The organism is Pseudomonas sp. BN102, from assembly GCF_029871245.1.
In the GTDB taxonomy this organism is placed as follows: domain Bacteria; phylum Pseudomonadota; class Gammaproteobacteria; order Pseudomonadales; family Pseudomonadaceae; genus Metapseudomonas.
Window position 1 is genome coordinate 64,435 of sequence record NZ_SSON01000052.1, and the last position, 24,618, is coordinate 89,052.

Annotated in this window: 25 protein-coding genes and 1 pseudogene; 13 read left to right on the plus strand and 13 right to left on the minus strand. The window is 63.8% G+C overall.

Annotated elements, in window-relative coordinates:
- Nucleotides 1-97 precede the first annotated feature (97 nt).
- Together E8F12_RS10700 and E8F12_RS10705 are read right to left on the minus strand one after the other, a co-directional pair.
- Entirely contained in the window at nt 98-766 is a 669-nt protein-coding gene (locus tag E8F12_RS10700) for a TIGR04211 family SH3 domain-containing protein (protein ID WP_280325215.1), read from the minus strand.
- A 410-nt stretch (nt 767-1,176) separates the two neighbouring features.
- Entirely contained in the window at nt 1,177-1,647 is a 471-nt protein-coding gene (locus tag E8F12_RS10705) for a MarR family transcriptional regulator (protein WP_280325216.1), read from the minus strand.
- A 314-nt stretch (nt 1,648-1,961) separates the two neighbouring features.
- Here E8F12_RS10705 and E8F12_RS10710 point away from each other — a divergent pair, with 314 nt between their 5' ends.
- Nucleotides 1,962-2,417, plus strand: a complete 456-nt coding sequence (locus E8F12_RS10710) for an Ohr family peroxiredoxin (protein ID WP_280325217.1) — start codon at nt 1,962-1,964, stop codon at nt 2,415-2,417.
- A 182-nt stretch (nt 2,418-2,599) separates the two neighbouring features.
- Here E8F12_RS10710 and E8F12_RS10715 read toward each other — a convergent pair whose 3' ends face one another.
- From E8F12_RS10715 to E8F12_RS10735, 4 genes are all read right to left on the minus strand, one after another.
- Nucleotides 2,600-3,187 (minus strand): flavin reductase family protein, encoded by a 588-nt coding sequence (locus tag E8F12_RS10715; protein ID WP_280325218.1) that lies wholly within the window; start codon nt 3,185-3,187, stop codon nt 2,600-2,602.
- Nucleotides 3,188-3,296: 109 nt separating this feature from the next.
- A complete protein-coding gene (locus tag E8F12_RS10720) occupies nt 3,297-3,680 on the minus strand; it encodes a nuclear transport factor 2 family protein (protein ID WP_280325219.1) in 384 nt (127 codons plus the stop codon).
- A 404-nt stretch (nt 3,681-4,084) separates the two neighbouring features.
- Nucleotides 4,085-5,344, minus strand: coding sequence for a cation:dicarboxylase symporter family transporter (locus E8F12_RS10730; RefSeq protein ID WP_280325221.1), 1,260 nt, complete (start codon nt 5,342-5,344; stop codon nt 4,085-4,087).
- 112 nt (nt 5,345-5,456) lie between these two features.
- Nucleotides 5,457-5,882 carry a VOC family protein gene (locus E8F12_RS10735; protein ID WP_280325222.1) on the minus strand — a complete coding sequence of 142 codons (426 nt, stop codon included), beginning with the start codon at nt 5,880-5,882 and terminating at the stop codon, nt 5,457-5,459.
- A gap of 155 nt (nt 5,883-6,037) precedes the next feature.
- On the opposite strand from E8F12_RS10735, the gene E8F12_RS10740 reads away from it, so the two are divergent.
- The 7 genes and pseudogenes from E8F12_RS10740 (at nt 6,038) to E8F12_RS10770 (ending at nt 11,645) form a co-directional block, all read left to right on the plus strand.
- The gene (locus E8F12_RS10740; RefSeq protein WP_280325223.1) at nt 6,038-6,919 is read left to right on the plus strand and encodes a LysR substrate-binding domain-containing protein; all 882 of its coding nucleotides are present in this window, start codon (nt 6,038-6,040) and stop codon (nt 6,917-6,919) included.
- A gap of 285 nt (nt 6,920-7,204) precedes the next feature.
- Entirely contained in the window at nt 7,205-7,528 is a 324-nt protein-coding gene (locus tag E8F12_RS10745; protein WP_280325224.1) for a hypothetical protein, read from the plus strand.
- A 94-nt stretch (nt 7,529-7,622) separates the two neighbouring features.
- Nucleotides 7,623-8,144: a gluconokinase gene (locus E8F12_RS10750; protein WP_280325225.1), complete on the plus strand. Its 522-nt coding sequence runs from the start codon at nt 7,623-7,625 to the stop codon at nt 8,142-8,144.
- A 93-nt stretch (nt 8,145-8,237) separates the two neighbouring features.
- A complete protein-coding gene (locus E8F12_RS10755) occupies nt 8,238-10,178 on the plus strand; it encodes a DEAD/DEAH box helicase (protein WP_280325226.1) in 1,941 nt (646 codons plus the stop codon).
- A gap of 245 nt (nt 10,179-10,423) precedes the next feature.
- Nucleotides 10,424-10,597, plus strand: a pseudogene (locus E8F12_RS10760) (GntR family transcriptional regulator); the annotation flags it as partial.
- A 68-nt stretch (nt 10,598-10,665) separates the two neighbouring features.
- Nucleotides 10,666-11,019, plus strand: a complete 354-nt coding sequence (locus E8F12_RS10765) for a YkgJ family cysteine cluster protein (RefSeq protein WP_280288323.1) — start codon at nt 10,666-10,668, stop codon at nt 11,017-11,019.
- Nucleotides 11,020-11,288: 269 nt separating this feature from the next.
- Nucleotides 11,289-11,645, plus strand: a complete 357-nt coding sequence (locus E8F12_RS10770) for a 5-carboxymethyl-2-hydroxymuconate Delta-isomerase (RefSeq protein ID WP_280325227.1) — start codon at nt 11,289-11,291, stop codon at nt 11,643-11,645.
- Between the two features lie 36 nt (nt 11,646-11,681).
- On the opposite strand, the gene E8F12_RS10775 is transcribed toward E8F12_RS10770, so the two are convergent.
- Nucleotides 11,682-12,791 carry a DUF1615 domain-containing protein gene (locus tag E8F12_RS10775; protein WP_280325228.1) on the minus strand — a complete coding sequence of 370 codons (1,110 nt, stop codon included), beginning with the start codon at nt 12,789-12,791 and terminating at the stop codon, nt 11,682-11,684.
- Nucleotides 12,792-13,233: 442 nt separating this feature from the next.
- Between E8F12_RS10775 and E8F12_RS10780 the strand changes: the two genes are divergently transcribed.
- Nucleotides 13,234-14,049, plus strand: coding sequence for a type 1 glutamine amidotransferase (locus E8F12_RS10780; RefSeq protein ID WP_280325229.1), 816 nt, complete (start codon nt 13,234-13,236; stop codon nt 14,047-14,049).
- Nucleotides 14,050-14,251: 202 nt separating this feature from the next.
- Here E8F12_RS10780 and E8F12_RS10785 read toward each other — a convergent pair whose 3' ends face one another.
- Both E8F12_RS10785 and E8F12_RS10790 read right to left on the minus strand, forming a co-directional pair.
- On the minus strand, nt 14,252-15,211 hold the full coding sequence (locus E8F12_RS10785; protein ID WP_280325230.1) for a YeeE/YedE thiosulfate transporter family protein: 960 nt from the start codon (nt 15,209-15,211) through the stop codon (nt 14,252-14,254).
- A 28-nt stretch (nt 15,212-15,239) separates the two neighbouring features.
- The gene (locus tag E8F12_RS10790; protein ID WP_280325231.1) at nt 15,240-16,157 is read right to left on the minus strand and encodes a LysR family transcriptional regulator; all 918 of its coding nucleotides are present in this window, start codon (nt 16,155-16,157) and stop codon (nt 15,240-15,242) included.
- Between the two features lie 89 nt (nt 16,158-16,246).
- On the opposite strand from E8F12_RS10790, the gene E8F12_RS10795 reads away from it, so the two are divergent.
- Both E8F12_RS10795 and E8F12_RS10800 read left to right on the plus strand, forming a co-directional pair.
- Nucleotides 16,247-16,732 carry a GNAT family N-acetyltransferase gene (locus E8F12_RS10795; protein ID WP_280325232.1) on the plus strand — a complete coding sequence of 162 codons (486 nt, stop codon included), beginning with the start codon at nt 16,247-16,249 and terminating at the stop codon, nt 16,730-16,732.
- Nucleotides 16,733-16,917: 185 nt separating this feature from the next.
- Nucleotides 16,918-17,868: a phospholipase D-like domain-containing protein gene (locus tag E8F12_RS10800; RefSeq protein WP_280325233.1), complete on the plus strand. Its 951-nt coding sequence runs from the start codon at nt 16,918-16,920 to the stop codon at nt 17,866-17,868.
- A 156-nt stretch (nt 17,869-18,024) separates the two neighbouring features.
- Here E8F12_RS10800 and E8F12_RS10805 read toward each other — a convergent pair whose 3' ends face one another.
- Nucleotides 18,025-18,324, minus strand: a complete 300-nt coding sequence (locus E8F12_RS10805; RefSeq protein WP_280325234.1) for a cell division protein ZapA — start codon at nt 18,322-18,324, stop codon at nt 18,025-18,027.
- Nucleotides 18,321-18,551 carry a hypothetical protein gene (locus E8F12_RS10810; protein WP_280288311.1) on the minus strand — a complete coding sequence of 77 codons (231 nt, stop codon included), beginning with the start codon at nt 18,549-18,551 and terminating at the stop codon, nt 18,321-18,323. Before E8F12_RS10810 ends, E8F12_RS10805 begins: the two co-directional genes overlap by 4 nt.
- Before the next feature lie 225 nt (nt 18,552-18,776).
- Here E8F12_RS10810 and E8F12_RS10815 point away from each other — a divergent pair, with 225 nt between their 5' ends.
- Complete coding sequence (locus tag E8F12_RS10815; protein WP_280325238.1) at nt 18,777-21,140, plus strand: DNA polymerase II; 2,364 nt, start codon at nt 18,777-18,779, stop codon at nt 21,138-21,140.
- 111 nt (nt 21,141-21,251) lie between these two features.
- On the opposite strand, the gene E8F12_RS10820 is transcribed toward E8F12_RS10815, so the two are convergent.
- On the minus strand, nt 21,252-21,884 hold the full coding sequence (locus E8F12_RS10820) for a response regulator transcription factor (RefSeq protein WP_280325235.1): 633 nt from the start codon (nt 21,882-21,884) through the stop codon (nt 21,252-21,254).
- Between the two features lie 22 nt (nt 21,885-21,906).
- Entirely contained in the window at nt 21,907-23,253 is a 1,347-nt protein-coding gene (locus E8F12_RS10825; RefSeq protein WP_280325236.1) for a cache domain-containing protein, read from the minus strand.
- 172 nt (nt 23,254-23,425) lie between these two features.
- On the opposite strand from E8F12_RS10825, the gene E8F12_RS10830 reads away from it, so the two are divergent.
- A partial coding sequence (locus E8F12_RS10830; protein WP_280325237.1) for an OprD family porin occupies nt 23,426-24,618 on the plus strand: 1,193 nt, incomplete at its 3' end.

The following is a 24,618-nucleotide window of genomic DNA, read 5'->3' on the forward strand; positions in this document are numbered from 1 at the left end:
GCGGCCCTGGCCACGCGCATCACAGGCTGCCGCAGCCAGGCCGAAGACATCGTGCATTGGGCATCGCGCCCATCGGGGTGAAAGGAGCGCCAGGTCATCAGACCCACTGGTCGTTGCGCTTGCGCCGCACCCGCAGCATGGTCGGCAGGATCAGCCCGGCGAGCAGCCCTGCACCGGCAATGCTGCCGCCGTAGACCATGTAGCGCATCAGCACCTGCTGGTTCTCCTCGCCCAACTGCGCCTGCACGTCGCGCAACTCGGCACGGGCCTCGCTCAGCTCGCTGTCCAGCGCCGTGCGCGCCGCCTGCAGTTCGTCGATCAGCTTCTTGCGCGAATCCAGCGTCTCCTGCATGCCCTGAACGCGGGTCTTCCAGGTGTCATCGATGCCTTTCAGCTCAGCGCTGAGCTCGGCCACCTTCTGCTCCAATTGCGGTAGGCGCTCGGCCTGGCCGGGCACCTCCTGCAGGTCGCGGCTGGGAATCCACACGGTGTTACCGCTCTCGCCACGCACCTGGCTGTAATCCCCCTGGGTGCTCAGCAGCTCGACCTTCTGCCCGGAGCCGAGCGTACCGACGATGCGATAGCCATCGGTCGGGCCGCTACGCACATAAGTCGTCAGGCTATCGCTCACCCAGCGCGCATTGCCGGCGGCCTCCTCGGCCTGCACCGGGGCACCGATCGTCAGCAGGCCGCCTAGCAGGCAGGCACCGAGGGCGCGGGTCTGGAGCGGGGAAACACAGGCGGAGAAATGACGGAATAGGGACATGGGCAATCTTCACGTGGCAATAGGACAAAACCCGCATTCGGGCGCGATAAAAGCCGGCCAGGCAAATGGTTGTAGAGAGGAACGCGGTCAGGGGACTGAAGGACAGCGAACGCCCAGATGGCGAAAGGCCGTGCAATCCACCCGGTGGGCCGACAGCAGACAGACAGCAGGTAGCCGGCTTGAGTTCACTTGGGGAATGTTGGCGGGACAGGTGGTGTGCAAGCGCCAATGGCTGCAGATGGCCGCACGTTCATGCATCCAGCCTAGAGATTGCTCCGGCACGGGTCCGTCGCAGGGTGTGCCAGCCCACAGCTTGCCCAGGACCAGCCCTTGCGCCATGCCCATCCGCTCGTGCATACGGCACACCCTGCCCGGCCGGCCCCCAAGGACGTGGCGTTCTACGTGCGGGCCTAGCTGCGCGAAGCCTTGATGAGATTGTCGCGCAGCGTGACGACCTCTTTCTGCAACTTCACGAACTCCTCCGATGTGAGGCCGCAAGCGTCTTTCAGGCTGATGCTCATAGCCCTTTCGCGCAGCTGCCTCCCGCTGTCCGTCAGGCTGACCCGTACCTGGCGCTCGTTGGCCTTGTCGCGCGCGCGCTCCAGGTAGCCCGATGCTTCGAGCTTCTTGAGGATCGGTGTGAGCGTATTCGATTCGAGAAAGAGCTTTTCGCCGAGGCCGCCGACTGTTTGATCGTCCTCCTCCCACAGCGCGACGATCGTGACGTATTGGGTGTAGGTGAGACCGAGCGCCTCGAGGACTGGCCTGTAGACCTTGCCGAACGCGAGATTCGCCGAATACACCGCAAAGCACAGGAAGTCGGCCAGTTTCGGGTCCGCGGAATCGGTCCGCTCATTCGATTTCGTCTGTGCACCTTTCATCGGTTTTCCTCTGGTCAGGGTCGGACCTGTGTCCGTCGAGCGGCCAGCATACATCGGATGCGAGTTACTCGGTACCGCTTTGAAACTCAGTAACGGCGGTGCCTACACCGTTGGCGGGGCCATCCAGTCCGTCCATCAAAGGACACCAAAGTCACCCGCTTCGTTGAAAAGCACGCCGAAGAATATTCCTTGACATCGATTGGCTTGTACGCAAACATTCATCCATCGCATACGATTTAATCGAATACGATACCTGCTGACACCCTACGCCCCCCGGCGACTTTTGAAACACACGAAACAATGAGGAACCTCCCATGACCAAGATCGAAAAAGTACTGTTCACCGGCAAGACTCACACCTCCGTAAACCACCGTGACGGCGCCCCGCGTGGTGACCACGGCCGCCTCGATATCAAGCTGTCGTCGACTGGTAGCGCAGGCACCCATTCGGAGCAGCTGTTCGCGGCGGTGGCGCCGCATCCGACGGCAGAGCAACTGTTCGCCGGCGCATGGTCGGCCTGCTTCATCGCTGCAGTCGGGCTCGTGGCCAATCAGAGGAAGGTCGTGCTGCCGGCCGATCTGGCCGTCGAAATCGAGGTGGATCTGGGCCAGACCGCTGGCGCCTACTTCCTCCAGGCGCGGATCAACGTCAGCGCGCCGGGCCTGGAGCGTGAAGTCGCCGAGGCGCTAGCGAACGAAGCGCACGAAATCTGCCCCTACTCCAAAGCCACCAAAGGCAATATCGACGTGAGCCTGAACGTCACCGCCTGATGCGCCGCGCGGCCGATTCGACATCATCCGTACTCGTCGAACCGGCCGCCGGACCTATCAACAGCCCGCCCCTCTCATCGATATGAGAGGGGCGTTTTTGCGCGATACCCCTGAAACTCCGACCGCAGCTGCCAGGATCGAAGCGCCTTGAATAGCGGGCGATACCTGAGCACCCTGGCCGGTCAGCCTTTCTCGTCGGTCGGGACGATCAGGGCGTCGCCGATGGCGTAGAAATGTCCACCTGCGATGTAGTGCAGGCTCCGCCATTCGGGACCTGCATGCTCGAAATCCCAGTGGCCGTCGTGGAATACGCGGGTATCGGACCAGGCGCCAACAACCTCGCCGATGAACAGGTCATAGGTCTGCTGGTTGTGCGGCTCAGGGATCAGCCTGCAGGCAAGCCAGGCCGCGCATCCGGCTACGAACGGAAGGTCGTACCCCTCCATGCAGAACAGCTCTACCCCCGCACGCTCCAGCTTGGCCGGGTCTTCGAGCAGAGTCCGGGTACCGACCTCGTGCGTCAGTTGCAGCTGCGCCGCCGTGGGCACCTGGATCACGAAGGTGCCGCTCTGCTCGACGAGTTGGCGGGTCTTCGCAATCTTGTCCAGCACCACTGTCAGTTTCGGTGGCGAGAAGTCCAGGGCGCAGGACCAGGCCGCGGCCATGACGTTTTCCACGCCATCATGGCCAGCCGACACCAACACGGTCGGACCGTGATTGAGCAGCCGGTAAGCCTTGGCGAGATCCACTGGAGCGATAGGGTCATTCATGCTGAAACCTCGATGTTACGGGCGATGCTGCGCGGCCATGAGGGGCCGCGCGACAGTCTCACGCTTCGCCACCTGAACGTCCAACGGCAAAGGTGCTCCGGTTCGGGGATCAGGCGTTCGCGTGCGTGTGGTAGATCTTGCTGACGATGGTCCACTTGCCCTCGACCTTCAGCAGGTTGAAGAAGTCGGTGAAGCGGAAGCCGGAGATATTATCGGTATCCACGCGCGCACTGGCCGCGGTGCCGACTATGTCGATTCGGACGATGGCGGCCTTGGCTTCCGGCGAAGGCTTGAACGAGGTGTCGATGATGTCGTAGAGGCCCTGGATCGCGCCGCCGACCAGCTGGTCGTTGTCATCGACGCCGAACATAGTGGCCTTCTCGTTGAAGGCGGGCTGCATGAGGGCGCTGTTGGCCTTCACGCCGCCTTCGCAGTACTTGTTCAGCACTTCGACGATGGCGTTGTATTCCTGAACATGGGTGGGATTGCTCATTGCATGACTCCTGCTAGGGATTTGCTCCCGCGCAATCGCGCGGGAACGGGATGGAGGTCTGCCGGTCAGGCCGTACCCTCGATGGCAGCCAGAGCCCAAGGGCTCGACTGCCGGATTGTTTTCTGCTGGCCGCTCAGCTCCACCGCACTCGATCCAGGTTGCGCTTGAGATGGTCGACAACCACCCTTGGCGAAGGACTACTGGCAATCGAATACATCAGGTGGCGCTTGCTCCTGGGGAGCTGCTTCGCACACCGTGCCGCTGTGTTCCTGATTGCCGTGTCGGTTTCGTGGATTTCGAACGACAGCAACAGGGCCAGAACCGCATCATTGAGAGTCATCTTCACCTCCCCCGGAAGGCCGGGAGTCATCAGCCGCCTCGGCTGATGACTCACCTGCACCTGTTTACAGGTGCCGAGCCGCCTGGTTGGCTTGGGAGTCCTCAGCAGTCGCTTGCTCCCAGCGTGCGATCACCAATGGGGCTACCGCATTACCCAGGACGTTCAACGTCGTGGTTCCGCTGTCGATGACCCGGAAGATGCCGGCGATCAGCGCGACGCCTTCCAGTGGCAGGCCGGCCGAAGCCAGCGTGGCAGAGAGGATGATGATGGCGAAGCCCGGAACGCCCGCCGCGCCCTTGGAGGTCAGGACCATGGTCACGACAAGCAGGATCTGCTGGGTGATCGACAGGTCGATTCCATACAGCTGGGCGATGAAGATGGTGGCCACGCCAAGGAAGATCGAGGCGCCATCCAGATTGAACGCGTACCCCACGGGAACCACGAAGCTGACGATCCGCCGCGGTACGCCATAGTGCTCCAGCTTGTTCATCAGCTGGGGCATCACCGCTGCCGAGGCCGCACTGGAGAAAGCCAGGATCAGCTCGTCCTTGAAGTACCTGACCAGCTTGAACAGGTTCTCGCCCAGCAGGTAGCAGATGCCGCCAAGCACGACTACCGCGAAGACGATGAGCGACAGGTAGACGACGCCGATCAGTTTGAGCAGTGGCAGCAACGAGGCAAAACCGAAGGTGGACACCGTGGAACCGATCATGCCGAAGACGCCAATCGGCGCGTATGCCATGACGAATGCCACGACTTTGAACATGGCATCCGAAGCCCCTTGGAGCACGGCCACGACCGGCACGCTTTTCTCGCGCGGCAGACAATTGAGCGCCATGCCGAAGAGGACGGCGAAGAACAGAACGGAAAGCAGCTTACCTTCGGACAGCGAAACGAAGATGTTGTCCGGCACTATGTTCTGCAGGATGACCAGCGCCCCTTTGGACGGCTCCATATTCACTGCGGCACCGGCGTGCGACATCCCGGCGATATCGGTCCCGGCGCCGGGCTCGAACAGGTTCGCCAGCACCAGGCCCAGGATGATGGCCAGGGTGGTGATCGCGAAGAAGTAGCCGATGGACTTTACACCCATGCGCCCGAAGGACTTGTTGTCGCCGCCTCCGGCGATGCCCAGCACCATGCAGCAGAACACGATGGGGACGACGACCATCTTCATCATCTTGATGAAGATGTCACCCAGGGGCTTGAGGATTTCCGCACTGACCCACTGCTGATAGTCCGGATGGGTATTGAAATACCAACCGACGAGGATGCCGAGGGCGAGCCCGGCAACTATTTGCCAAACCAGGGGGATCTTTTTCATGTCTAGCCTTTTTGTTGGATTAGCGATGCTGCATATGCAAGGCAGTTGCTAGATTCATGAGCTTGCAGCTCACAAGGCGTGAAACGGCACGACCTGGCCGTGCCGTTACTTCTCATTTGGCGAAGAGCTGGCCGATATCCTTGAAGGCCTTGAATTCCAGGGCATTGCCGCACGGGTCGAAGAGGAACATGGTCGCCTGCTCGCCCACCTGGCCCTTGAAGCGGATGTAGGGTTCGATCACGAACCTGGTGTCGAACGACTTCAGGCGCTCGGCCAGTGCCTCCCACTGGTCCCACTCCAGGACCACGCCGAAGTGCGGCACCGGTACGTCATGGCCATCCACCGGATTGCTATGGACGCTCTCCTGCGAGGACGTCTTCGGATGCTCATGGATAACCAGTTGGTGGCCGAAAAAATTGAAGTCGACCCACTGGGTGCTGGAACGGCCCTCCTCCAGGCCGAACACGGTGCCGTAGAAGGCGCGAGCAGCCGGAAGGTCGTAGACGGGAATCGCGAGGTGGAAGGGAGAAAGGCTCATCGGATGCTCCAGGTTGGTGGGTTCTTATGGTCTCGGGTACCGGGCAGCGGATCGCTGGCGCCGGCGGTTGTGAGCGTTGATGGCCAGATCGTAGGGCTCGCATAGGAACAAAAAAATCAATATATTTTTCTTAGAAATACAAAGGATATTTATGAATGATCCGTGAACTGAAGACGCTCATCGCCGTCGCGCGGGAAGGCACCTTTGCCGCTGCGGGGAACAGGATCGGCCTGACGCAAGCGGCCGTGAGCGCCCAGATGCAGAGGCTCGAAGCCGAGCTCGGCTTCGAGCTGTTCGACCGCAAGGGGCGTTCGGCGCACCTGAACAAGATGGGCCAGCAGATACTCCTGCAGGCGCAGGAGCTGATCCGGCTTTACAACAACCTGGGCTCCACGACGCCCGGCCTGCCGGCAACGGTCCTGGTGAACATCGGCGCAATCGCCTCGGTGCAACGCTCGCTGCTGCCGGATGCACTGGCCAGGTTTCACCGGCAATGCCCGGAGTGCCGCACCCGGATCATTCCCGGGTTATCGATGGAGCTGGTCAATCAGGTGGACGCTGGCGAGATCGACATGGCGGCCATCATCCGCCCGCCTTTCTCGCTTCAGAGCGACTTGCGCTGGACAACGCTGGCACGCGAGCCATATCGCCTGATCGTGCCGCGCGATATTCCAGGGGATGATTGGGCTGAACTGCTGTCCAGCCAGCCATTCATCCGCTACGACCGCTCCTCGTTCGGCGGCCGCCAGGTCGATCGCTTCCTGCGGCAAATGCACTTCACCCTGCGTGAAGTGAGCGAGTTGGATGAACTGGATGCAATCGTCAAGCTGGTGGCCAACGGCGTGGGCGTGGCCCTGGTGCCCCAGACAGCGGCCCACCGCCGCTGGCCTGCAGCGGTACGGGCGGTGAATCTGGGGCAGCACACTTTCCACCGTGACATCGGGCTGGTGCATCGGGCAAAGCAGAACCTGAGCGAACCGGTGAAGATACTGGCCCAACTCATTGGCCAGCTGGCGCAGAAGCAGCCTGCGCATTAGCCGAACTCTGGGGCGTTGCAACTGCCCGGAACGCTTGTAAGAACCAGCTTGCTGGCGAAAGGGCTCATTTCGCGAGCAAGCTCGCTCCTACGGGGGCGATGATCGAGCGCAGCGGCGCCCGACGGGGGTGGCTGAAAGGACAGGCCCACGGACCCGAAGCCCCTCAGTTTCAGCATTGAGCAAAATCGCTCCGCCGGTTGTCTCAGGATGCGCCGGGCCGCCTGCTGTTCTGGACGCAGGTTGGCGCGCCCGCTGAATCCTGGCGTCCCGAAACGAGGTTGTGCAATGAAGGTAGGTCCGCTACTGGGCATGTTCTTGGTTATCGCAGCCGTTGTCGGCACCACGGGAAGCGCCTTGGCCGACCATCGGCGGGACTGGGGCGACCGTGACTGGGTGGACGAATACCGGGATGGCCCTTGCCGGGTCAGGGAAGTCTCCGACGATGGTGACTACCAGAAAGTGATCAGGTGCCCCGACGGGCGCGGCAAGACCTGGCGCCGTGGCCGTTGGGAGCGCGAGTTCCGCGATGGCCCCTGCCGGGTGAGGATCGAAGCCTCGCGGGAGGTGTACCGCAAGGAAGTGAAATGCCGCGGGCGTGACTACGATTGAAGCGGCCGGGCCAGAACTCTTCAGTCGAACACGGCGAACCACTCGCTCTCCTCCATGGCCTACCCTTTAACTGCGGGCGAATGGAGGTAGGGCCATGTACCAACCGATCAACGCGGTGGTGATCATGGGCGTTGCCGGATGCGGCAAGTCGGCCGTTGGGCGGGCTTTGGAGCTGCGTTGCGGAGCGCGGCTGATCGAGGGCGATGCCTTCCATCCCGACCGCAACATCCAGAAGATGAGCACCGGCCAGCCTCTGACCGACAAGGATCGCGCCGGCTGGCTGCGCGCCCTGGAAAAGCAGCTGCGCCAGGCCTACGCCGCTGGTGAGCATTCAATACTCACCTGCTCGGCCCTCAAGCGCAGCTACCGCGAGGGCCTGCGCCAGGCCATGCCAGGGCTGGGGTTCGCCTACCTCCAGCTGTCTCCCGAGGCCGCTGCCGAGCGTATGGCCAGGCGTCGCGGGCACTTCATGCCAGCCAGCCTGCTGGACAGCCAGTTCGCCGATCTCGAACCGCCCCTGGACGAGCCGCTGACACTGGTGCTCGACGCCGCCCAATCGGTGGACAGCCTGGCCAGGACCATTCATCAGTGGTGGCAGCAGCACGCGCCGGCCTGACCTCCTGGCCCCTGGCATCAAACCGGCATCATCCTGTCTTCATGCAAAAGCGCTTATGATTCAGCGCTTTGCCGTGGGTACAGGGACCAACCAATGCTGTCTTCCATGAAACGCTACAAGTCGCTGCTGTCCGGGGCCTTGGCGCGTTACTTCCCTCGAACCACCGAGTACCTGCGCGCCGAGAGCGAAGCGGCTGCGCAACTGAAGAAGCCCAAGTCTCGGGCGAAGAAAGCCGCCACCGGCAAGGCCAAGACCAGCAGTGCGAAGAATTCCGCCGGCGAGGGCCCCGCCAAGCCCCGCAAGCCTGCCGTAGAGGGTATCTACAGCGGCGCGCAGATGCGCGTCGATGACGCGCAGGTCGAGGCCATGCGCGAACGCGTCGGCCAGGCCGTCGCCGCCGGGGTGGTCAGCCCGCCGTCCGACGAGCAGTGGGCAATGATCCTCAGCCGCGCCCCGCTCACCCGCATCTTCGCCGGCGCCGGCTCCGGCAAGTCCACCACCCTGGTACTGCGGGTGGTGTTCATGCTCTGCCACATGGGCATCCCGCCGGAGCGGCTCACGGTCATTTCCTTCACCAATGCGTCCTGCGCCCAGCTGCGTGACCAGTTGCTGAAGGTCCTGGCGTTCTGGCAATTCCCCTTCGATGCCGCCCAGGCACGCCAGTGCGTGCGTACCTTCCACTCGGCCATGGGCACCCTGGCCAAGGAAGTGCTGAACAACCCGCGCTGGTTCGAGCAGCTGGACGATGCCGGCGCCGGCGAACTGGACAACCCCCTGCTTGCCGGCCGCCTGCGCCCGGCGCAGCAGCGCCTGCTGCAGCAGGCCTACCAGGCCTGCTACGCCGCCGAGGCGGATTTTCGCGAGAAGGTGCACAGCCTGCTGGACTTGCCGCCCCTGCCGGAGCCCGCCGAAGGCAAGCCGGTCCGGATACCCAAGGCGCCGATGGATGGGTTCAAGCTGGCCGGCGAGTTCACCCCGGTGCCGCTGTTCGAGGCCTTCCATATGCAGGCCGGCTTCATGGAGAGCATCGGTATCCGCCTCGACCGGTTGCAGGCCCGCGAGCTGAACTGCTCGGCGCGGGAGCGCACCTTCGTCGAGGCCCTGGTGCAGTTCTGGAAGCACTTCGAAGCCCTGCTCCAGCAACAGGGGCTGATGACCTTCAATGCCGCCTTCCAGCGCCTCGGCCAGATCCTGCCCAACGGCGATGGCGTGCCCGCCCAGGCCCTGGCGCCCTTCAATCATCTGCTGATCGATGAGTTTCAGGACGTCTCGCCCCAGATCGTCCAGTGGCTGCAGGCCCTGCACCGTGGCCTGGCGCGCAAGGGCGAAGCGGTCAGCCTGATGGCCATCGGCGACGACTGGCAGTCCATCTATGGCTGGCGCGGCAGCTCGCCGGAGCTGTTCATGGACTTCGACAAGCATTTCCCCAGCAAGGGCAAGACGAAGAAAAGCGCAGTGCTGATGCTGGAAACCAACTACCGCTCCATCGAGCCGGTGCTGCGCGACGGCGAGGCGGTACTGGCCGGGGTCGCCTTCAAGCAGACCAAGACGAGCAAGGCGTTCAAGGCCATGCAGCCAGGCGACCACGGGGTAAGGCTGGTCAACCGCTTCGACCTGAAGACGCGCCTTCCGGAACTGACCAGGGAAATCCAGACCCAGTGCGAGCACGTTGCCACGCGGCCCAGCGCCGACCGCAACGCAGTGCTGCTGCTCAGCCGCCGCAACGAGCCGCTGCGGCAGATCCAGGCGCAGCTGGACCCGAAGCTGCCGGTGCGCGCCTACAGCATCCACCGCGCCAAGGGCTTGCAGGCGGAAGTGGCGGTCATTGTCGACGACTGCACGCCGCCGGAGAAACACCCGCTGCGCAACGCGCTCTACGCCCACTCCGGCTTCTTCCGCAACAGCTACGACCAGGCCATGCAGGACGAAAGCCTGCGCCTGGCCTACGTGGCCATTACCCGAGGCGTCAGCCGGGTGATCTGGTACACCAGCAAGGTGCAGGGCGCGACCCAGGTGTTTGCAAGCCGGGCGTAGGGAGGGCTTCAGCCCACCATTGGAGGGGGGCAGCGTCGCTGCCCTTGGCGTATGAATTCGCCCCTACAGGCTCGTGCCGGGCCTCAGTTGCTGCGCGCCGCTGCAGGTCCGGCGCCACGTCGACGATCATGTCTTCCTGGCCGCCGGCCGGCCCGGCGCCCCGCCCGGCCTCTCGCCGGCTCTCCGGAATCGGCAAGGGAGCGATGCTATGATGCGCGGCATCATCACGGGCCAGCGCTTTTTCCATGGATTACCAGACACCCAAGCCCCGCAAGAGCCTGCACGCCCGCATTGTCCGGGCATTGGGGATGCACATCGTTTCCGGCCGCTTCAAACCCGAAGAGAAGCTGCCGCTGGAGGCGACGCTCTGCGAGGAATACAAGGTCAGCCGGCCGGTGCTGCGCGAAGCCACCCGGGTAGCCGTGGATAAGATGATGAACGAGCTGACGCCGCTCCAAGGAAGCACCGACATGCCCAGGCCTAGCAAATGAGCTGTACCAGCCGAAAGATCGACCAACTGCGCCGGCAGATCCCGAATTTCGCCTGCGTGCCCGGCTGTCACGATTGCTGCGGGCCGGTGACGGCCTCGTCGGAGGAAATGTCGCGGCTACCGGTCAAAAGCGACGCCGAACACGACGCCGCTCTTGCCCATTGGAACTGCGTGCACCTTGGCCCGCAGGGCTGCGAAGTCTATGACCAGCGCCCGCTGATCTGCCGCCTGTTCGGAACCACCCCGAGCCTGCCATGCCCGCGAGGCCGCGGCCCGGAAACGCCGACGGAGCCGCAGGTCGTTGACCAGGTTCACGACCTGATCGCCAGCACCCGCCAGGTGCTGGTCTAGCCGCGAAGCGGTGCCAGGTGCGGGGGCTTTCGCAGGGTGGACCAGGCTTCACCGGTCCACCATCGGGGTTCAGCCCGACCACGTTCGGTGGAGTAGCGAGCCCTTCTCCGTGGTGGTGCGCCGGGGTCGGCGCCGGCACGCCTGCTCTGGAACGAGCTGGAGGCCGAAGGCGCCCCGCCAGCCGCGCCCTGAGCCCTGGCCAGGGCGGCCGGCCGGCCCCTAGAATCCGGCTGCCGTCCCGCCCGGGACTTGAACACAGGGATATGACCATGCCTCACCTGATAATCGAATACAGTGCCAACCTCACAGGCTTCGACCCCGCCAGCACCCTGGCCGGCTGCAACGGCTTCCTTGCCAACAGCGGCGAATTCTCCGAAGCGGACATCAAGAGCCGCGCCGTGCGCCACGAGCACTTCGCGGTGGGGACGGCGGTTGCGGGCCGGGGCTTTGTGCACGCCACCCTGTGGCTGCTCTCGGGGCGACCGGAGGCAGGCAAGCAGGTGCTGTCCCGGGGCCTCCTCGCGGTACTGGAAGAGACCTTCAGGAAGCCCGAAGGACTGGACGTGCAACTGAGCGTCCAGGTGCAGGACATGGACCGCGGCACCTACGCCAAGGCGTTTCTCTAACGAGGCTTCTCGGCGGCAGGCAGTGGCGCGCCCCGATCAGCCCCCGGAAGCCCGCTTCATGCAACGCTGGTAACGCTCGTCCACCCTCTTGGCGAACCACTCAGTGGTGAGCTTGCGGGTGATCTTCGGGCTCTTCAGGTCGATGCCGGGCATCACCGAGCGAGGCAGCTTGCGCCGCTCGACCTTGTCGGCCAGGGCGAAGACGCGCTCATAGAGGTCGGTTTCCTCGAACTCCTGGCTGTCGCCTTTCAGCAGGTCGCGGCGGATGGCGGAATCGCTGAGGTCCAGTCGCTTCTGCAATGCGCGCACCGCGAGCTCCGTGGAGCCGGCCTTGCTCGATCCGTGGATGACCAGGTCGCCGTCCAGCGCCAGGGGAATGCCCGAGGCCAGGCTCACGGCGTTCTGGAAGGCCGCATTACGGCTGGCGTACCAGCCGGCGTTGAAGTCGGCGAAGCGATACAGGGGTTTCGGATAGCTGACCGGATAGCCCAGCAGGTGAGCGATGCCGAAATACATGCCGCCGCGCCGGGTGAAGACTTCCTGGCGGATGGAACCGTCCACCGGGTAGGGGTAATCCTTCGCATTGGCTTCCGCGAAAGCGATGCTGACCTGCATGGGCCCGCCGGTATGCACCGGGTTGAAGTTGCCGAAGAGTTTCCGGCCCAGGGGCACGATGTCGATGAAATCGTCGAAGATCGCGCTCAGTTCCTTCTCGGTACGCGCGGAATTGAGCCGATGGCTGTAGGTCTTGCCCGTGGGCGAATCGATCTGCAGAGCGGAGTTCACCACGAACGCCGGGACATGCAGACTGCCGGCGCGGCGCAGGATCTCCTGCCGGGCGATCTTCGCCAGCCCCGGCACCGGCGGGTCCACCTGGTAGGTGGACTCCTGCTCGGTAACCGCCAGCACCGCACAGAGGTTGCTATCGCTCGGCGAGATGTCCTGGGCGGCGAAGGCCGCCTGGATATCGGCGGCCCAGCCCTTGCGGTCGGGAGTCTTCGCCGGCAGCAGGCGGACCACCTTGGCGCGCACCTCGGCCGGCCGCAGGACCGGCTCCTCCGGGCGCTGGGTGCCGCAGGCGGCCAGGGCGAGCAGCGCGGCAATGGTCGTGAGACGGGTGAAAAGGCGCATTGCGGGGTCGTTCATATGAGCTGCCATGCAGTTGATGCGCGCAGAACATGGCATGAAAGGGGCGGTCGGGCCAGCCGTGCGCACTGGACAGCCAGCCCTGGTGCCTCGGTGCGCGTGGCGCGCCCTACTGCTTTTCGCCACCAGCACAATCGGCGGCAAAGTCCAGCATTCTGAACACTCGTTTTGAATGCTGAGCTGAAAAATATTTTTTACTTCAAAAGAATATCTATAAATATCAATGCTTTATCTATTAAAAATCGATAAAAATCGGATATTATTTTTTACGTTTTCCGCCCAGATCGTTTGACATATTTAACGGCTCTGGCAGGCTATATGGCAGGTCTCGACCGGAAATCGCCCCGACGATTGCCGGCAGTGCTCGAGATCTCAGGTAGCGCCAGGCCTTACCGGCGCGCCTGCACAGCAACGATAGGCTGAGCCTGTCCCAAGGTGAAATATGTCCAACAGCAACATTGGCAATAAGAAACAGAACCTCCGCAAACCCGTCGTCCTGATGTCCATGGGCGCCCAGGAACGCAAGGGCCATGACTACCAGGTGATGACCCACAAATACATCGTTCCCTTGGTAGAGCTGTCCGAGTGCGTACCTATCCTGGTGCCCACCTGCTGCGGCACTGAAGACCTCGAGCAATACCTTGATATGGCCGACGGCGTTTATCTGACCGGCGCCGGCAGCAACATCGACCCGTCGCTCTACGGCCAGGAGAACGAGACTCCCGGCAAGGGCCAGGACAAGGATCGCGACAACTTCGACCTGCCCCTGATCCGCGCGGCACTCGAGCGCGGCCTGCCGATCTTCGGCATCTGCCGCGGCATGCAGGAAATCAACGTCGCCCTGGGCGGCGACATGTACCAGAAGGTCTACGCCGAACCCGGCTTCAACGACCACAGGGAAAACCCGGAAGACCCGGTGGACGTGCAATACAGCGCCGTGCACAGCGTACGCGTCCAGCAAGGCAGCTGGCTGCACAAGGTGCTGGAGACCGACGAGATTCGCGTCAACTCGCTGCATGGCCAGGGCCTGAAAAACCTCGGCAAGGGCATCGAAGCCATCGCCCACGCCGAGGACGGCCTGGTCGAAGCCATCCACGCACCGAACCTCTCGCCCTTCCTCTTCGCGGTGCAGTGGCACCCGGAATGGCAGGCTGCGCAGAACCCCGATTCGGTGAAGATCTTCCAGGCTTTTGGCGAAGCATGCCGCCAGCAGGTCCAGAGGAAAGCGACAGGCAAGAAGTTCGACACCGCCGCCTGAGGCAGTGACAGTCGTTAGAAAGAGCCCGGCAATTGCCGGGCTTTTCTTTGGGGATTGGATCTGGCACTGGTAGGGTGCGCCGTGCGCACCGGCAGCCTCTGGTGCTACGCGGACTCGTGCTCCAGCATCGGCCTCCTGGCAACGGCCGGCCCACATGATCGCCAATCCGGCCCCTGGAAATTAGCGAAGTCGAGTCTCGGGATCAGGCCCTCCTTATCCGGTCCACCACCCAGATCGCCACGACCGCCACCAGGCACATGCAGCCGAATGCCAACCAGGCGTTGGGCCAGAGCAGCGGCATGCCGAACAGGATCAGGCTGTCATTGCCACCCGGCACCAATGTGGAGCCAACGCCCATCAGCACCCCGCCAACGAAACAGCGCAGCAACGTGCGCAGGCTTGGCCAGCGGTGCTGCCAGATTCCCGCCGACCAGCCACCGAGCAGAGCCCCGGCGAACATCGCTGGCAGCAGCAGGCCGCGCAGGCCCAGCTCCATGAAGCGGCCGGTGGCCAGCTCGGCGAGGATATCGGTGTAGGCCCAGGCGCCCACGCAGACGAACAGCAACAGGAAGGCGACGCCGAGGACGATGGTGGCGTGGTGCGGGGACCAGATGGTGGTCGCAGTCGTGCCGTTGTATCGGTTCCAGGCCAGCCAGCCCAGGCGTGCGACGAGCAGAGCGATGATCAAGGGCACCAGTGCGATGGGTACCTGCTGCAGCCAGACCGGAATCGCCAGCGGCATGGCCGACGTCATGCCCAGGCTCCGGCCGGCCAGGGCGAAGCCGGCGAGAAAGCCTGGCGGAGTCGCCAGCCAGGCCCATTGCCCGGAGCCGATCCGCGCCACCACGCCGAACGCGCAACCGCCATTGATGAAGGCGCCCACGCCGAGCAACGCGCCGCCCAGCGCAGCGTGCCAGTGCAGCGGATAGCCCATGGGCACTTCGGGCAGGCGGTTGAAGGCGCGCAACAGGACGAAACCGCCGAGCACCCAGAGGGAGGTTTCCAGCAACGCGCGAAGGCGCATCCAGCGGCGCTTCTGCACCGCTTCCTCAAGCGCGGCCACCAGGCAGGTGCCACCGCGCTGGACGGCAAAGCCCATCAGCAACGCCAGGATCACGCTCGCCAGCAGGATCACACTCTGCCCCTCCGCAATCCGCGTCATCCGCCAAGCTTAGCGGCTGGTGCGAAGGCTAGCCTTCGCGCAGGGCGCGCAGCTGTTCGAGCATCCAGGCATGAGCATCGCTGCGGGCGTACTTGGCGTGGCTGTAGAGACGCAACGCATAGGGCGGGATCTCGAAGGGTGCAGGATAGAGCTCGACGCCGGCCACCTGCTGCAAGGTGCGGGCGGCGTGCCCGGGCACCGTCATCAGCAGCTCGGTCGCCCCTACGATGAAAGGCGCCGCCATCACCGTCGGCAGTTGCACCGCCACCTCCCGCTGCAATCCCATGCCGTCCAGTACGTGGTCGATGGCGCCACTGGTCTCGTTCCAGGGCGTCACCACCACATGGCGCTCGTGCAGGTAGCCGGCCAGGTCCAGTTGATTGCGAACCCGAGGGTGGTCCCGGCTGGCGATCACCAGGTATTGGTCCGTCAGCCAGTCCAAGGTCTCGACCCCGCTGGGCAACCGGTCACGCCCCTCGCTGTAGCCCAGGGCGAAGTCGATGCGGCCGCTGGCCAGGTCCTCGATCGACACCTTGCGCTCGGACTGCACAAGGCGCACGCGAATACCCGGCGCCTGCCGTTGCAGGCGCCGCATCAGCGCCGGCAACAGGGCGAAGGCGGTGTAGTCGGTGGCGGCGAAGGTGAAGGTCCGCTGACTGCTGGCCGGAACGAAGGGCTCCCACTGTCCTAAACCCTCGGCCAGCGCCTTGAGGGCGACGGTCAGCGGCTCAACCAGCAGTTCGGCGCGGTGGGTCGGGTGCATCCGGTTGCCCTGGCGGATGAACAGTTCGTCATTCAGCGCTTCGCGCAACCGGCCCAGGGCATGGCTGAAGGCCGAGGCGCTGATGGCCAGCTCGGCAGCGGCCGTGGTGACGCTGCGGTGGCGGTAAAGGGCATCGAAGACCAGGAGCAGGTTGAGATCGAGGCGGCGCAGCACTGAATGCATAGCGTTCACTTTCTACTGAGACAAATGCACTTCATGCACTCTACCAAAGCCACTAGCATGGCGGCCTCAACCGCCAACGGAGAAATACAGTGAAGATCGAGATCCGCCCCGCCCAGCCCGCCGATGCCCAACAGATCCTGGATTTCATCACCGAGCTTGCGGTCTATGAGCGGGCCGGCCATGAGGTCATCGCCAGCGTCGAAGACATCCGTCGCAGCCTCTTCGCCGATAACGCACCCGCCCGGGCCCTGATGTGCCTGCAGGGCGGCCAGCCGATCGGCTACGCGGTGTACTTCTACAGCTATTCCACCTGGCTGGGACGCAACGGCATCTACCTGGAAGACCTCTACATCACTCCGGAACAACGCGGCATAGGCGCCGGCCGCCAGCTGCTGCGCGAACTCGCCCGCGAGGCGCGCGCCAACGACTGCGGCCGCCTGGAATGGAGCGTGCTCGACTGGAACCAGCCGGCCATCGACTTCTACCGCTCTCTGGGCGCCCTGCCCCAGGACGAATGGGTGCGCTACCGCCTGGAGGGCGACGCCCTGCGGGAGTTCGCCGACAGTAGCGACTGACCCGGCGCTCTTCTCCATCCATTCCATCCATTCCATCCTCTCCAGCCCCGAAGCCCCGTGCTTCGGAACGCGCTCGAAGCGTCACAGTGATGGTTGGCGTGCCCGCGCGCAGATCAAGGCACTGCTCAAATACCTTGCCTGTGCGAAAATGCTGCCATTGCTGAAATGATGTCGCTGGAGACTGTATGGAAATTCTGGATTACGAAGACAGCCTGGAAACCTATCTTGGCGAGCTGAGCGGAAGGAAGATCACGATGGTTTCCGCCTTCGCCAGCGGCACCGAACCCCTGATCGATACCCTGATCGAGAACGACAACCAGCTGGATATTGTCGTCGGGACCATCAACTCGCTGACCTCCCCCGATTTCATCGAGCACTGCGTCAACGAGGCCAACCCGGCCCTGGCCCTGTCGGTCGACTTCCGCTACCAGGCGAGCGTCAACTGGAAGCTCTACCTGATCGAGCCGGACATCGTCATCGTCGGCAGCGCCAACCTGACTCAGGTGGGCGTCAGCCTGGTTCGCGACACCTGCGTGGTGATCGCCGATGCCACCCTCTATGAGGCCTACCTGGCCAAAGTCCAGGCGCTCAAGGGCACCGACGGCGTACTGGCGTGCAGCAACGCCCAGGCCTTCGAGGACGCCCTGGAAAGCTACCGGGAGCACCACCGCCGCATGCAGGCGGGCTTGACCCGCACCGCGCATTACCTGGATAGCGAAAGCTGGCTGGAGGACGACACCAACCAGAGCATCCCGCTGTTCATCTGGTACAGCGACCACTCGCAGCAGTCCGAGGACGAGGCGCGCAAGTACCTCAAGTCCAGCAGCGATGGCGTGGCCTGGGACGATGTCCGCGAGTTCTTCACCTATGAGTGCGCCGAGGGCGCCCTGCCCTACGAAGAAGGTGACGTGGTGCTGACCGCACGCTGTAACGGCTCGCACATCGGCTTCTACACCTTCGACCGCATCCTCTACCGCGACGGCATGTACTACATCTACGCCTACCGCAAGAAGCGCTACGCCATGCCCTTCAAGCTGGACGGCGACAAGGAACTGCTGAAGGAAGCCATTCCGGTGTGGTACGAAGAATGCCGGACGGAAATCAACCGCACCGACATCCTCCGCGTCATCCGCTGATCCCGCTGGTGGAAATCCACCCGACGAGCTCACTTGTATGACAAACGGGCCTTTCCCCACAGGGAAAGGCCCGTTCAGTTTGCGGTGCCGGATGCTGGGCTGCTTACGTAGGCGGGTAGCACTCGTCTATCCACCCAACGCGAAGCGCGCAGTTCCTCAGGAATCCTGGGACTCCAGCTGCTCGCGAATGCGCCGGTTGATCACCGCAATGCGCTGGGCGACATCGGCAGGATCCTGGGGCTTGTCGCCGGCACTCAGCTGACGCGCACAAAGATTGAGCGCGGAAAGCACCACCAGCTCGTTGCTGGTGACGTAGGGGAATTTCTTCTTGTTGGCGGCGATCTCCGCCTGCAGCACCGCTGCCGCGTCCTGCAGTACGCGCTCTTCGCCGCGAGGGGCCTTGATGCTGTACTCGCGCCCCAGAATGTTCAGCACGCGGACGCTGTCGTTACTCATGCGCTGGCGCGGGTGTCGCTAACGCGGCGGACCAGGGCCTGCAGGCGCTCGGCAGTGACGTTGTTCTTCTCTTCCTGCTCCATCACGGCCAGTTGCAGGCTGTCGTTCTCTTCACGGGCCTTGCGTAGTTCGGCACGAATGCGGGCGTTGTCGTCGGCAATGGCCTGGTTCTGTTGCAGCAGCTCGCTGACGAGCTCTTCAAGTTGTACGAGGGTGGTATCCAGCATGGTCGTCTCCGGAGCCGGGGGAAAGGCCGCGGAGGATAAAGAATAAAGCCTAGTCCTGGCCAGGAAAAATCGGACTCTTCGGACAAAATGTATGCTGTCAATTCAATGGCTTAGATTATTTTCCTCATGCCATTTGGACAGTATGGCCAGCACCTTGCCCAATGCGCGCGGGATGCCGATGACAGGTAGAATCGCGCGATGAAACAAACATCCGGGGTTGCAGCGGTGGAGTTACAGCAGGGTTTCGTCCTGACCCGGCATTGGCGGGATACGCCCGAGGGGACGGAAGTCGAATTCTGGCTGGCCACCGACGCCGGCCCGCGAAAGGTCCGCCTGCCCTGCCAACCCTCCGTAGCCTTCATTCCCGCCGAGCAACGCGAACGCGCCGAAGCCCTGCTGCGTGGCGAACGCGATGCAGAGCTTCGCCCGCTGGCGCTCTGCGACTTCCAGCACCGCCCGGTGCTCGGCCTGTACTGCAAGCAGCACCGCCAGCTGATGCGCCTGGACAAGGCCCTGCGCAAGGCCGGCATCGACGTCTTCGAAGCCGATGTCCGCCCGCCGGAACGCTACCTGATGGAGCGCTTCATCACCGCACCGGTCGCCTTCGGCGGCACCGCGGACGCCAACGGCCTGTTGCTGGACGCCCAGCTCAAACCCGCGCCGGACTACCGCCCACGCCTCCGGCTGGTGTCCCTGGACATCGAAACCACCGAACACGGCGAGCTCTATTCCATCGCCCTGGAAGGCTGCGGCCAGCGCCAGGTATACATGCTCGGTCCGGCCAATGGCGAGGCCGGCACCCTGGACTTCCAGCTCGACTACCGCGACAGCCGCGCCGAGCTGCTGGAAGCCCTCAACCAGTGGCTGGCCGAGCACGACCCGGACGCCATCATCGGCTGGAACCTGGTGCAGTTCGACCTGCGCGTGCTGCAGACACACGCCGAGAAGCTGAAGGTGCCGCTGTGCCTTGGCCGCGGCGGCGACCCCATGGGCTGGCGCGAGCATGGCAGCGGCAACAACCATTTCTTCGCGGAGGCCGCCGGGCGGCTGATCATCGACGGCATCGAGGCGTTGCGCTCGGCCACCTGGAGCTTCCCCTCCTTCAGCCTGGAAAGCGTGGCCCAGACCCTGCTCGGCGAAGGCAAGGCGATCGACACGCCCTACCAGCGCATGGACGAGATCAACCGCATGTTCGCCGAGGACAAGCCCGCCCTGGCGCGCTACAACCTCAAGGACTGCGAGCTGGTGACGCGCATCTTCGAGAAAACCGAACTGCTCACCTTCCTGCTGGAGCGCGCCACCGTCACCGGCCTGCCCGCCGACCGCAGCGGCGGTTCGGTCGCGGCCTTCACCCACCTGTACATGCCGCTGATGCACCGCCAGGGTTTCGTCGCGCCCAACCTCGGCGAGAAGCAGCCCGAAGCCAGCCCCGGCGGCTTCGTCATGGACTCGCGCCCCGGCCTCTACGAATCGGTGCTGGTGCTCGACTACAAGAGCCTTTACCCCTCGATCATCCGCAGCTTCCTGATCGACCCGATCGGCCTGGTGGAAGGCCTGCGCCACCCCGATGACAGCGATTCGGTGCCGGGTTTCCGCGGCGCACGCTTCTCCCGCACGCGGCATTGCCTGCCGTCCATAGTCGAGCGCGTCTGGCAGGGTCGCGAGACCGCCAAGCGCGAACACAACCAGCCGCTGTCTCAAGCCCTGAAGATCATCATGAACGCCTTCTACGGCGTGCTCGGCTCCAGCGGCTGCCGCTTCTTCGACCCGCGCCTGGCCTCCTCCATCACCATGCGTGGTCACGAGATCATGCGCCGCACCCGCGAGCTGATCGAAGCCGAAGGCTACAGCGTGATCTACGGCGACACCGACTCAACCTTCGTCTGGCTCAAACGCCTTCACGGCGAGGATGACGCCGCGCGTATCGGCCGCAGCCTGGTGCAGAAGGTCAACCAATGGTGGCGCGGGCACCTGCAGCAGGAGTACGGCCTTGAATCCGCGCTGGAGCTACAGTTCGAGACCCACTACCAGCGCTTCCTGATGCCCACCATCCGCGGCGCCGAGGAAGGCAGCAAGAAACGCTACGCCGGGCTGGTGGTACGTGCGGACGGCAGCCGGGAAATGGTCTTCAAGGGCCTGGAGACGGTACGCACCGACTGGTCGCCCCTGGCCCAGCAGTTCCAGCAGGAGCTCTACCAGCGCATCTTCAATCGCCAGCCCTATCAGGATTACGTGCGCGATTACGTGCAACAGACCCTGGCCGGCGAACTGGACGAGCTGCTGGTGTACCGCAAGCGCCTGCGCCGACAACTGGACGACTACACCCGCAACGTGCCGCCCCACGTCCGCGCCGCGCGCATGGCCGACGAATTCAACGACCGCCAGGGCCGTCCGCGCCAGTACCAGAACGGCGGCTGGATCAGCTACCTGATCACCGTGAACGGCCCCGAGCCGCTGGAAACCCGCCGCTCGGCCATCGACTACGACCATTACCTGACCCGCCAGCTGCAACCGGTGGCCGACGCCATCCTGCCCTTCGTGGGCGATGACTTCGGCTCATTGATCGACAAGCAGATGGCGCTGTTCTAGGCAGCTGGTCGGGGGGCTTCGGGAATGCAGGACGCAGTCCTGCCCTAGGGTGGATGGCGCTCTTTCATCCACCATCGGTGTCCAGCCGAGCCTCGAAAAGCGGGCCAGTCCTCAGATGGAGATCAGCCCATGCTCCAGCGCGTACTTCACCAGGGCGGCGGGGGTGTCGATGTTGAGCTTGCGGCGGATGCTGAGGCGGTAGGTTTCCACCGTGCGCACGCTGATATCCAGCTCGCGGGCTACTTCCTTGTTGTTCAGGCCCTTGGCGATCATCGACAGCACCTGCAGTTCGCGGGGAGTCAGCTCGTTCTCGTCGCGACTGTTGGTGGCCAGCTTGCGGGCGATCTCCGGGCTATAGAAGCTGCCGCCGGCGACTATCGCCTCGATGGCGGCGATCAGCTCGGTGGACGGCGCGTTCTTCAGCACGTAGCCGAAGGCACCGGCGTTGATGGAAGTGCGCACGTACTCCTGGTTGTCGTACATGCTGAGGATGAGGATCTTGATGCCCGGATGGAGGCTGCACAGCTTGCGCGTCAGCTCCAGGCCGTTCATGTCCTTCAGGCCGACGTCCACCAGCAGCAGGTCCAGTTCGGTGGAGGCCACCAGCTCCAGCGCCTCCGCGCCGGACTCGGCCTGGGCCACCACCTCGAAACGCGGCATCGCCGACAGCAGGGCTTTCACGCCGTCGCGCACCAGCACGTGGTCGTCGATCAGGGCGATTCTGATGGGGTGGGGAAAGCTCATCACGGCCTCGGAGTTCTAGCGCTCAAGCGCTTTGCACGGGTATCTCGACCTGTAGCTCCGTGCGGCCGTGATAGGAAGAAATGCTGAAGGTCCCACGATGGTGGTCGACCCGTTCCCTGATGTTGCGCAAACCGATTCCCTGGCTCCTGTCCATCAGGCCGGGGTCGAATCCGACCCCGTTGTCTTCCACGCGCAGGGCGATCGCGCGCTTCGATGTGGAGAGCGAGATTATAGCGGCGCTGGCCCGCGAGTGGCGTTCGATGTTGCCCAGCGCCTCCTGAATGATGCGGAACAGCGTGACGGATACATCCTTGTCCACCTGTGCGTCGTCCAGCTCGCGTTCGTACTGGGTGCGGATGGTGGTGCGCTGCTCGAACTCGCGCACCAGTTGGTCGATGGCCGGCGACAGGCCGAGTGTGTCCAGCAGCGACGGCCGCAGGTCGTGGGAGATGCGACGGATCTCACCGATGGCCTCGCCCAGGCGCGCCGTGCCCGCGCGCAGGTTGTCCATTCCCTTGCCCTGCCCATTCTGCAGCTCCAGGTTGGCCAGTTCGAACTGGAACTTGATGGACACCAACTGCTGGCTGATGCCGTCGTGCAGCTCGCGGGATACCCGCGAACGCTCCTCTTCCTGCAGGTGGACGATGCGCTGATTGAGGGCGGAGAGCTTGCGGTCGGCCAGGCGATGCTCGGTGAAGTTGAGCATCAGGCCACCGGTGAACACCACCAGCACCGCAATCAGCGAGAAGGAGGCGATCGCCAGCACCGTGGTCAGCACCCCCGACGCCACCTCCTGGCGGGACTTGAGGGTGGCCACTTCGACATCGTCGATGTAGATGCCAGTGCCCAGCATCCAGCCCCAACGATCCAACATCACCACGTAGGAAAGCTTTTCGGTCACCTGCCCGGAAGACGGCTTCTCCCAGGTGTAGAGCTGGTAACCGTCACCCTTCTGGGCGCTGTCCAGCAGCGCCTGGATCACCGGCAGGCCGTTCTTGTCCTTCATGCCGATGAGTTCCTTGCCCACCAGGTTCGCCTGCCGGGGGTGCATCAGGTTCTTGCCGTGGCGGTCGTAGACGAAGAAGTAGCCATCCAGGCCGAAGTTCGCCCGAGCCAGCATGTTCAGCGCCTGCTGCCGGGCGCCCTCGTCGTCCCGGCCGCTGTCATACAGCGGGGCGATCAGGCTCAGGGCCAGTCCCAGGTAGTTCTTCAGCTCGGCCTTCTTGGCCGCCATGATGCTGCTCTCCACCAGCTTGGCCTGCTCTTCTTCCAGCTTCTGGCTCTGGGCGAAGACCAGGACGCAGATGAACAGCACGGAAACGATGAGCGGCAGGACGCTGAGCGTCACGATCTTGTATTTGAGTTGCATGGTCACTCACTTCATCGCGCGGCCGAGCCGGAACTCGGTAGTTCTACGCATCCGGTGTCGGTAGAACAGCGCATATCAATGGGCGGCTAGCCCGTGAATAGTTGCGCGGCTGTGCTGGCCCCCGCTGCGGCTCGCCAGCTCACCCGCTTCCACAATAACAAGAGATATGAACATGCCCCGTCATACCCGTCTCTATTCTTCCCTGCTCCTGCTGACCGGCACCGCCCTTGGTGCGGCTTCACCCGCCCAGGCCGAGTTCATCAAGGACAGCAAGGCCAGCCTGGAACTGCGCAATTTCTACTTCAACCGCGACTTCCGCCAGGACAATGCGCCCCAGGCCAAGGCCGAGGAGTGGGCCCAGGGCTTCCTCCTGCGCTATGAATCCGGCTTCACCGAAGGCACGGTCGGCGTCGGCGTCGATGCCCTCGGCCTGCTCGGCGTCAAGCTCGACTCCAGCCCCGACCGCAGCGGCACCGGCCTGCTGAAACGCGACCGCGAAACCGGCCGCGCCCAGGACGAATACGGCGAACTCGGCCTCACCGCCAAGCTGCGCGCCTCGAAGAGCGTGCTCAAGGTCGGCACCCTGTTGCCCAAGCTGCCGGTGGTCCAGTACAACGACTCGCGCCTGCTGCCGCAGACCTTCCAGGGCGGCCACCTGAACTCCCTGGAACTCGACGGCCTGACCTTCGACGCCGGCCAGCTCAAGCAGGTCAACCAGCGCGACTCCTCCGACTACGAGGACATGACCATCGCCAACGGCGGCGCCCGCGGTATCAGCTTCCGCCGCGGCACCACCAGCGATGCCTTCAACTTCGCCGGCGCCAGCTACAAGTGGAACGACAGCCTCAGCACCGGCTACCACTACGGCGAGCTGGACGACTTCTACAAGCAACACTATGTCAGCGCCGTGCACCTGCTGCCGCTGGGCGACAAGCAGTCGCTGAAGAGCGACCTGCGCTTCGCCCGCTCCACCGACGAGGGCACCAGCAACGTCGACAACAAGGCCTTCGGCGCCATGTTCACCTACGCCCTCGGCGGCCATGCCTTCGGCCTCGGCTACCAGAGCATGAGCGGCGACACCGGCTTCGCCTACATCAACGGCACCGACCCCTTCCTGGTCAACTACGTACAGATCGGCGACTTCGCCAACAAGGACGAGAAATCCTGGCAGGCCCGCTACGACTACAACTTCGCCAGCCTCGGCATTCCCGGCCTGACCTTCATGACCCGCTACCTGTCCGGCGACAACGTCGACCTCGGCGCCAACCGCGAAGACGGCAAGGAATGGGAACGCAACACCGACATCGCCTACGTGTTCCAGGACGGCCCGCTGAAGAACTTCGGCATCAAATGGCGCAATGCCAC

Excerpts from the sequence above, each read along its gene's own strand:
- E8F12_RS10735 (WP_280325222.1), bottom strand. The coding sequence starts at position 5,882 with ATGAGCCTTTCTCCCTTCCACCTCGCGATTCCCGTCTACGACCTTCCG.
- E8F12_RS10740 (WP_280325223.1), top strand. The coding sequence starts at position 6,038 with ATGATCCGTGAACTGAAGACGCTCATCGCCGTCGCGCGGGAAGGCACC.
- E8F12_RS10700 (WP_280325215.1), bottom strand. The coding sequence starts at position 766 with ATGTCCCTATTCCGTCATTTCTCCGCCTGTGTTTCCCCGCTCCAGACC.
- E8F12_RS10745 (WP_280325224.1), top strand. The coding sequence starts at position 7,205 with ATGAAGGTAGGTCCGCTACTGGGCATGTTCTTGGTTATCGCAGCCGTT.
- E8F12_RS10825 (WP_280325236.1), bottom strand. The coding sequence starts at position 23,253 with ATGCAACTCAAATACAAGATCGTGACGCTCAGCGTCCTGCCGCTCATC.
- E8F12_RS10705 (WP_280325216.1), bottom strand. The coding sequence starts at position 1,647 with ATGAAAGGTGCACAGACGAAATCGAATGAGCGGACCGATTCCGCGGAC.
- E8F12_RS10730 (WP_280325221.1), bottom strand. The coding sequence starts at position 5,344 with ATGAAAAAGATCCCCCTGGTTTGGCAAATAGTTGCCGGGCTCGCCCTC.
- E8F12_RS10770 (WP_280325227.1), top strand. The coding sequence starts at position 11,289 with ATGCCTCACCTGATAATCGAATACAGTGCCAACCTCACAGGCTTCGAC.
- E8F12_RS10755 (WP_280325226.1), top strand. The coding sequence starts at position 8,238 with ATGCTGTCTTCCATGAAACGCTACAAGTCGCTGCTGTCCGGGGCCTTG.
- E8F12_RS10780 (WP_280325229.1), top strand. The coding sequence starts at position 13,234 with ATGTCCAACAGCAACATTGGCAATAAGAAACAGAACCTCCGCAAACCC.
- E8F12_RS10805 (WP_280325234.1), bottom strand. The coding sequence starts at position 18,324 with ATGAGTAACGACAGCGTCCGCGTGCTGAACATTCTGGGGCGCGAGTAC.
- E8F12_RS10710 (WP_280325217.1), top strand. The coding sequence starts at position 1,962 with ATGACCAAGATCGAAAAAGTACTGTTCACCGGCAAGACTCACACCTCC.
- E8F12_RS10790 (WP_280325231.1), bottom strand. The coding sequence starts at position 16,157 with ATGCATTCAGTGCTGCGCCGCCTCGATCTCAACCTGCTCCTGGTCTTC.
- E8F12_RS10785 (WP_280325230.1), bottom strand. The coding sequence starts at position 15,211 with ATGACGCGGATTGCGGAGGGGCAGAGTGTGATCCTGCTGGCGAGCGTG.
- E8F12_RS10800 (WP_280325233.1), top strand. The coding sequence starts at position 16,918 with ATGGAAATTCTGGATTACGAAGACAGCCTGGAAACCTATCTTGGCGAG.
- E8F12_RS10720 (WP_280325219.1), bottom strand. The coding sequence starts at position 3,680 with ATGAGCAATCCCACCCATGTTCAGGAATACAACGCCATCGTCGAAGTG.
- E8F12_RS10750 (WP_280325225.1), top strand. The coding sequence starts at position 7,623 with ATGTACCAACCGATCAACGCGGTGGTGATCATGGGCGTTGCCGGATGC.
- E8F12_RS10775 (WP_280325228.1), bottom strand. The coding sequence starts at position 12,791 with ATGAACGACCCCGCAATGCGCCTTTTCACCCGTCTCACGACCATTGCC.
- E8F12_RS10715 (WP_280325218.1), bottom strand. The coding sequence starts at position 3,187 with ATGAATGACCCTATCGCTCCAGTGGATCTCGCCAAGGCTTACCGGCTG.
- E8F12_RS10765 (WP_280288323.1), top strand. The coding sequence starts at position 10,666 with ATGAGCTGTACCAGCCGAAAGATCGACCAACTGCGCCGGCAGATCCCG.
- E8F12_RS10820 (WP_280325235.1), bottom strand. The coding sequence starts at position 21,884 with ATGAGCTTTCCCCACCCCATCAGAATCGCCCTGATCGACGACCACGTG.
- E8F12_RS10810 (WP_280288311.1), bottom strand. The coding sequence starts at position 18,551 with ATGCTGGATACCACCCTCGTACAACTTGAAGAGCTCGTCAGCGAGCTG.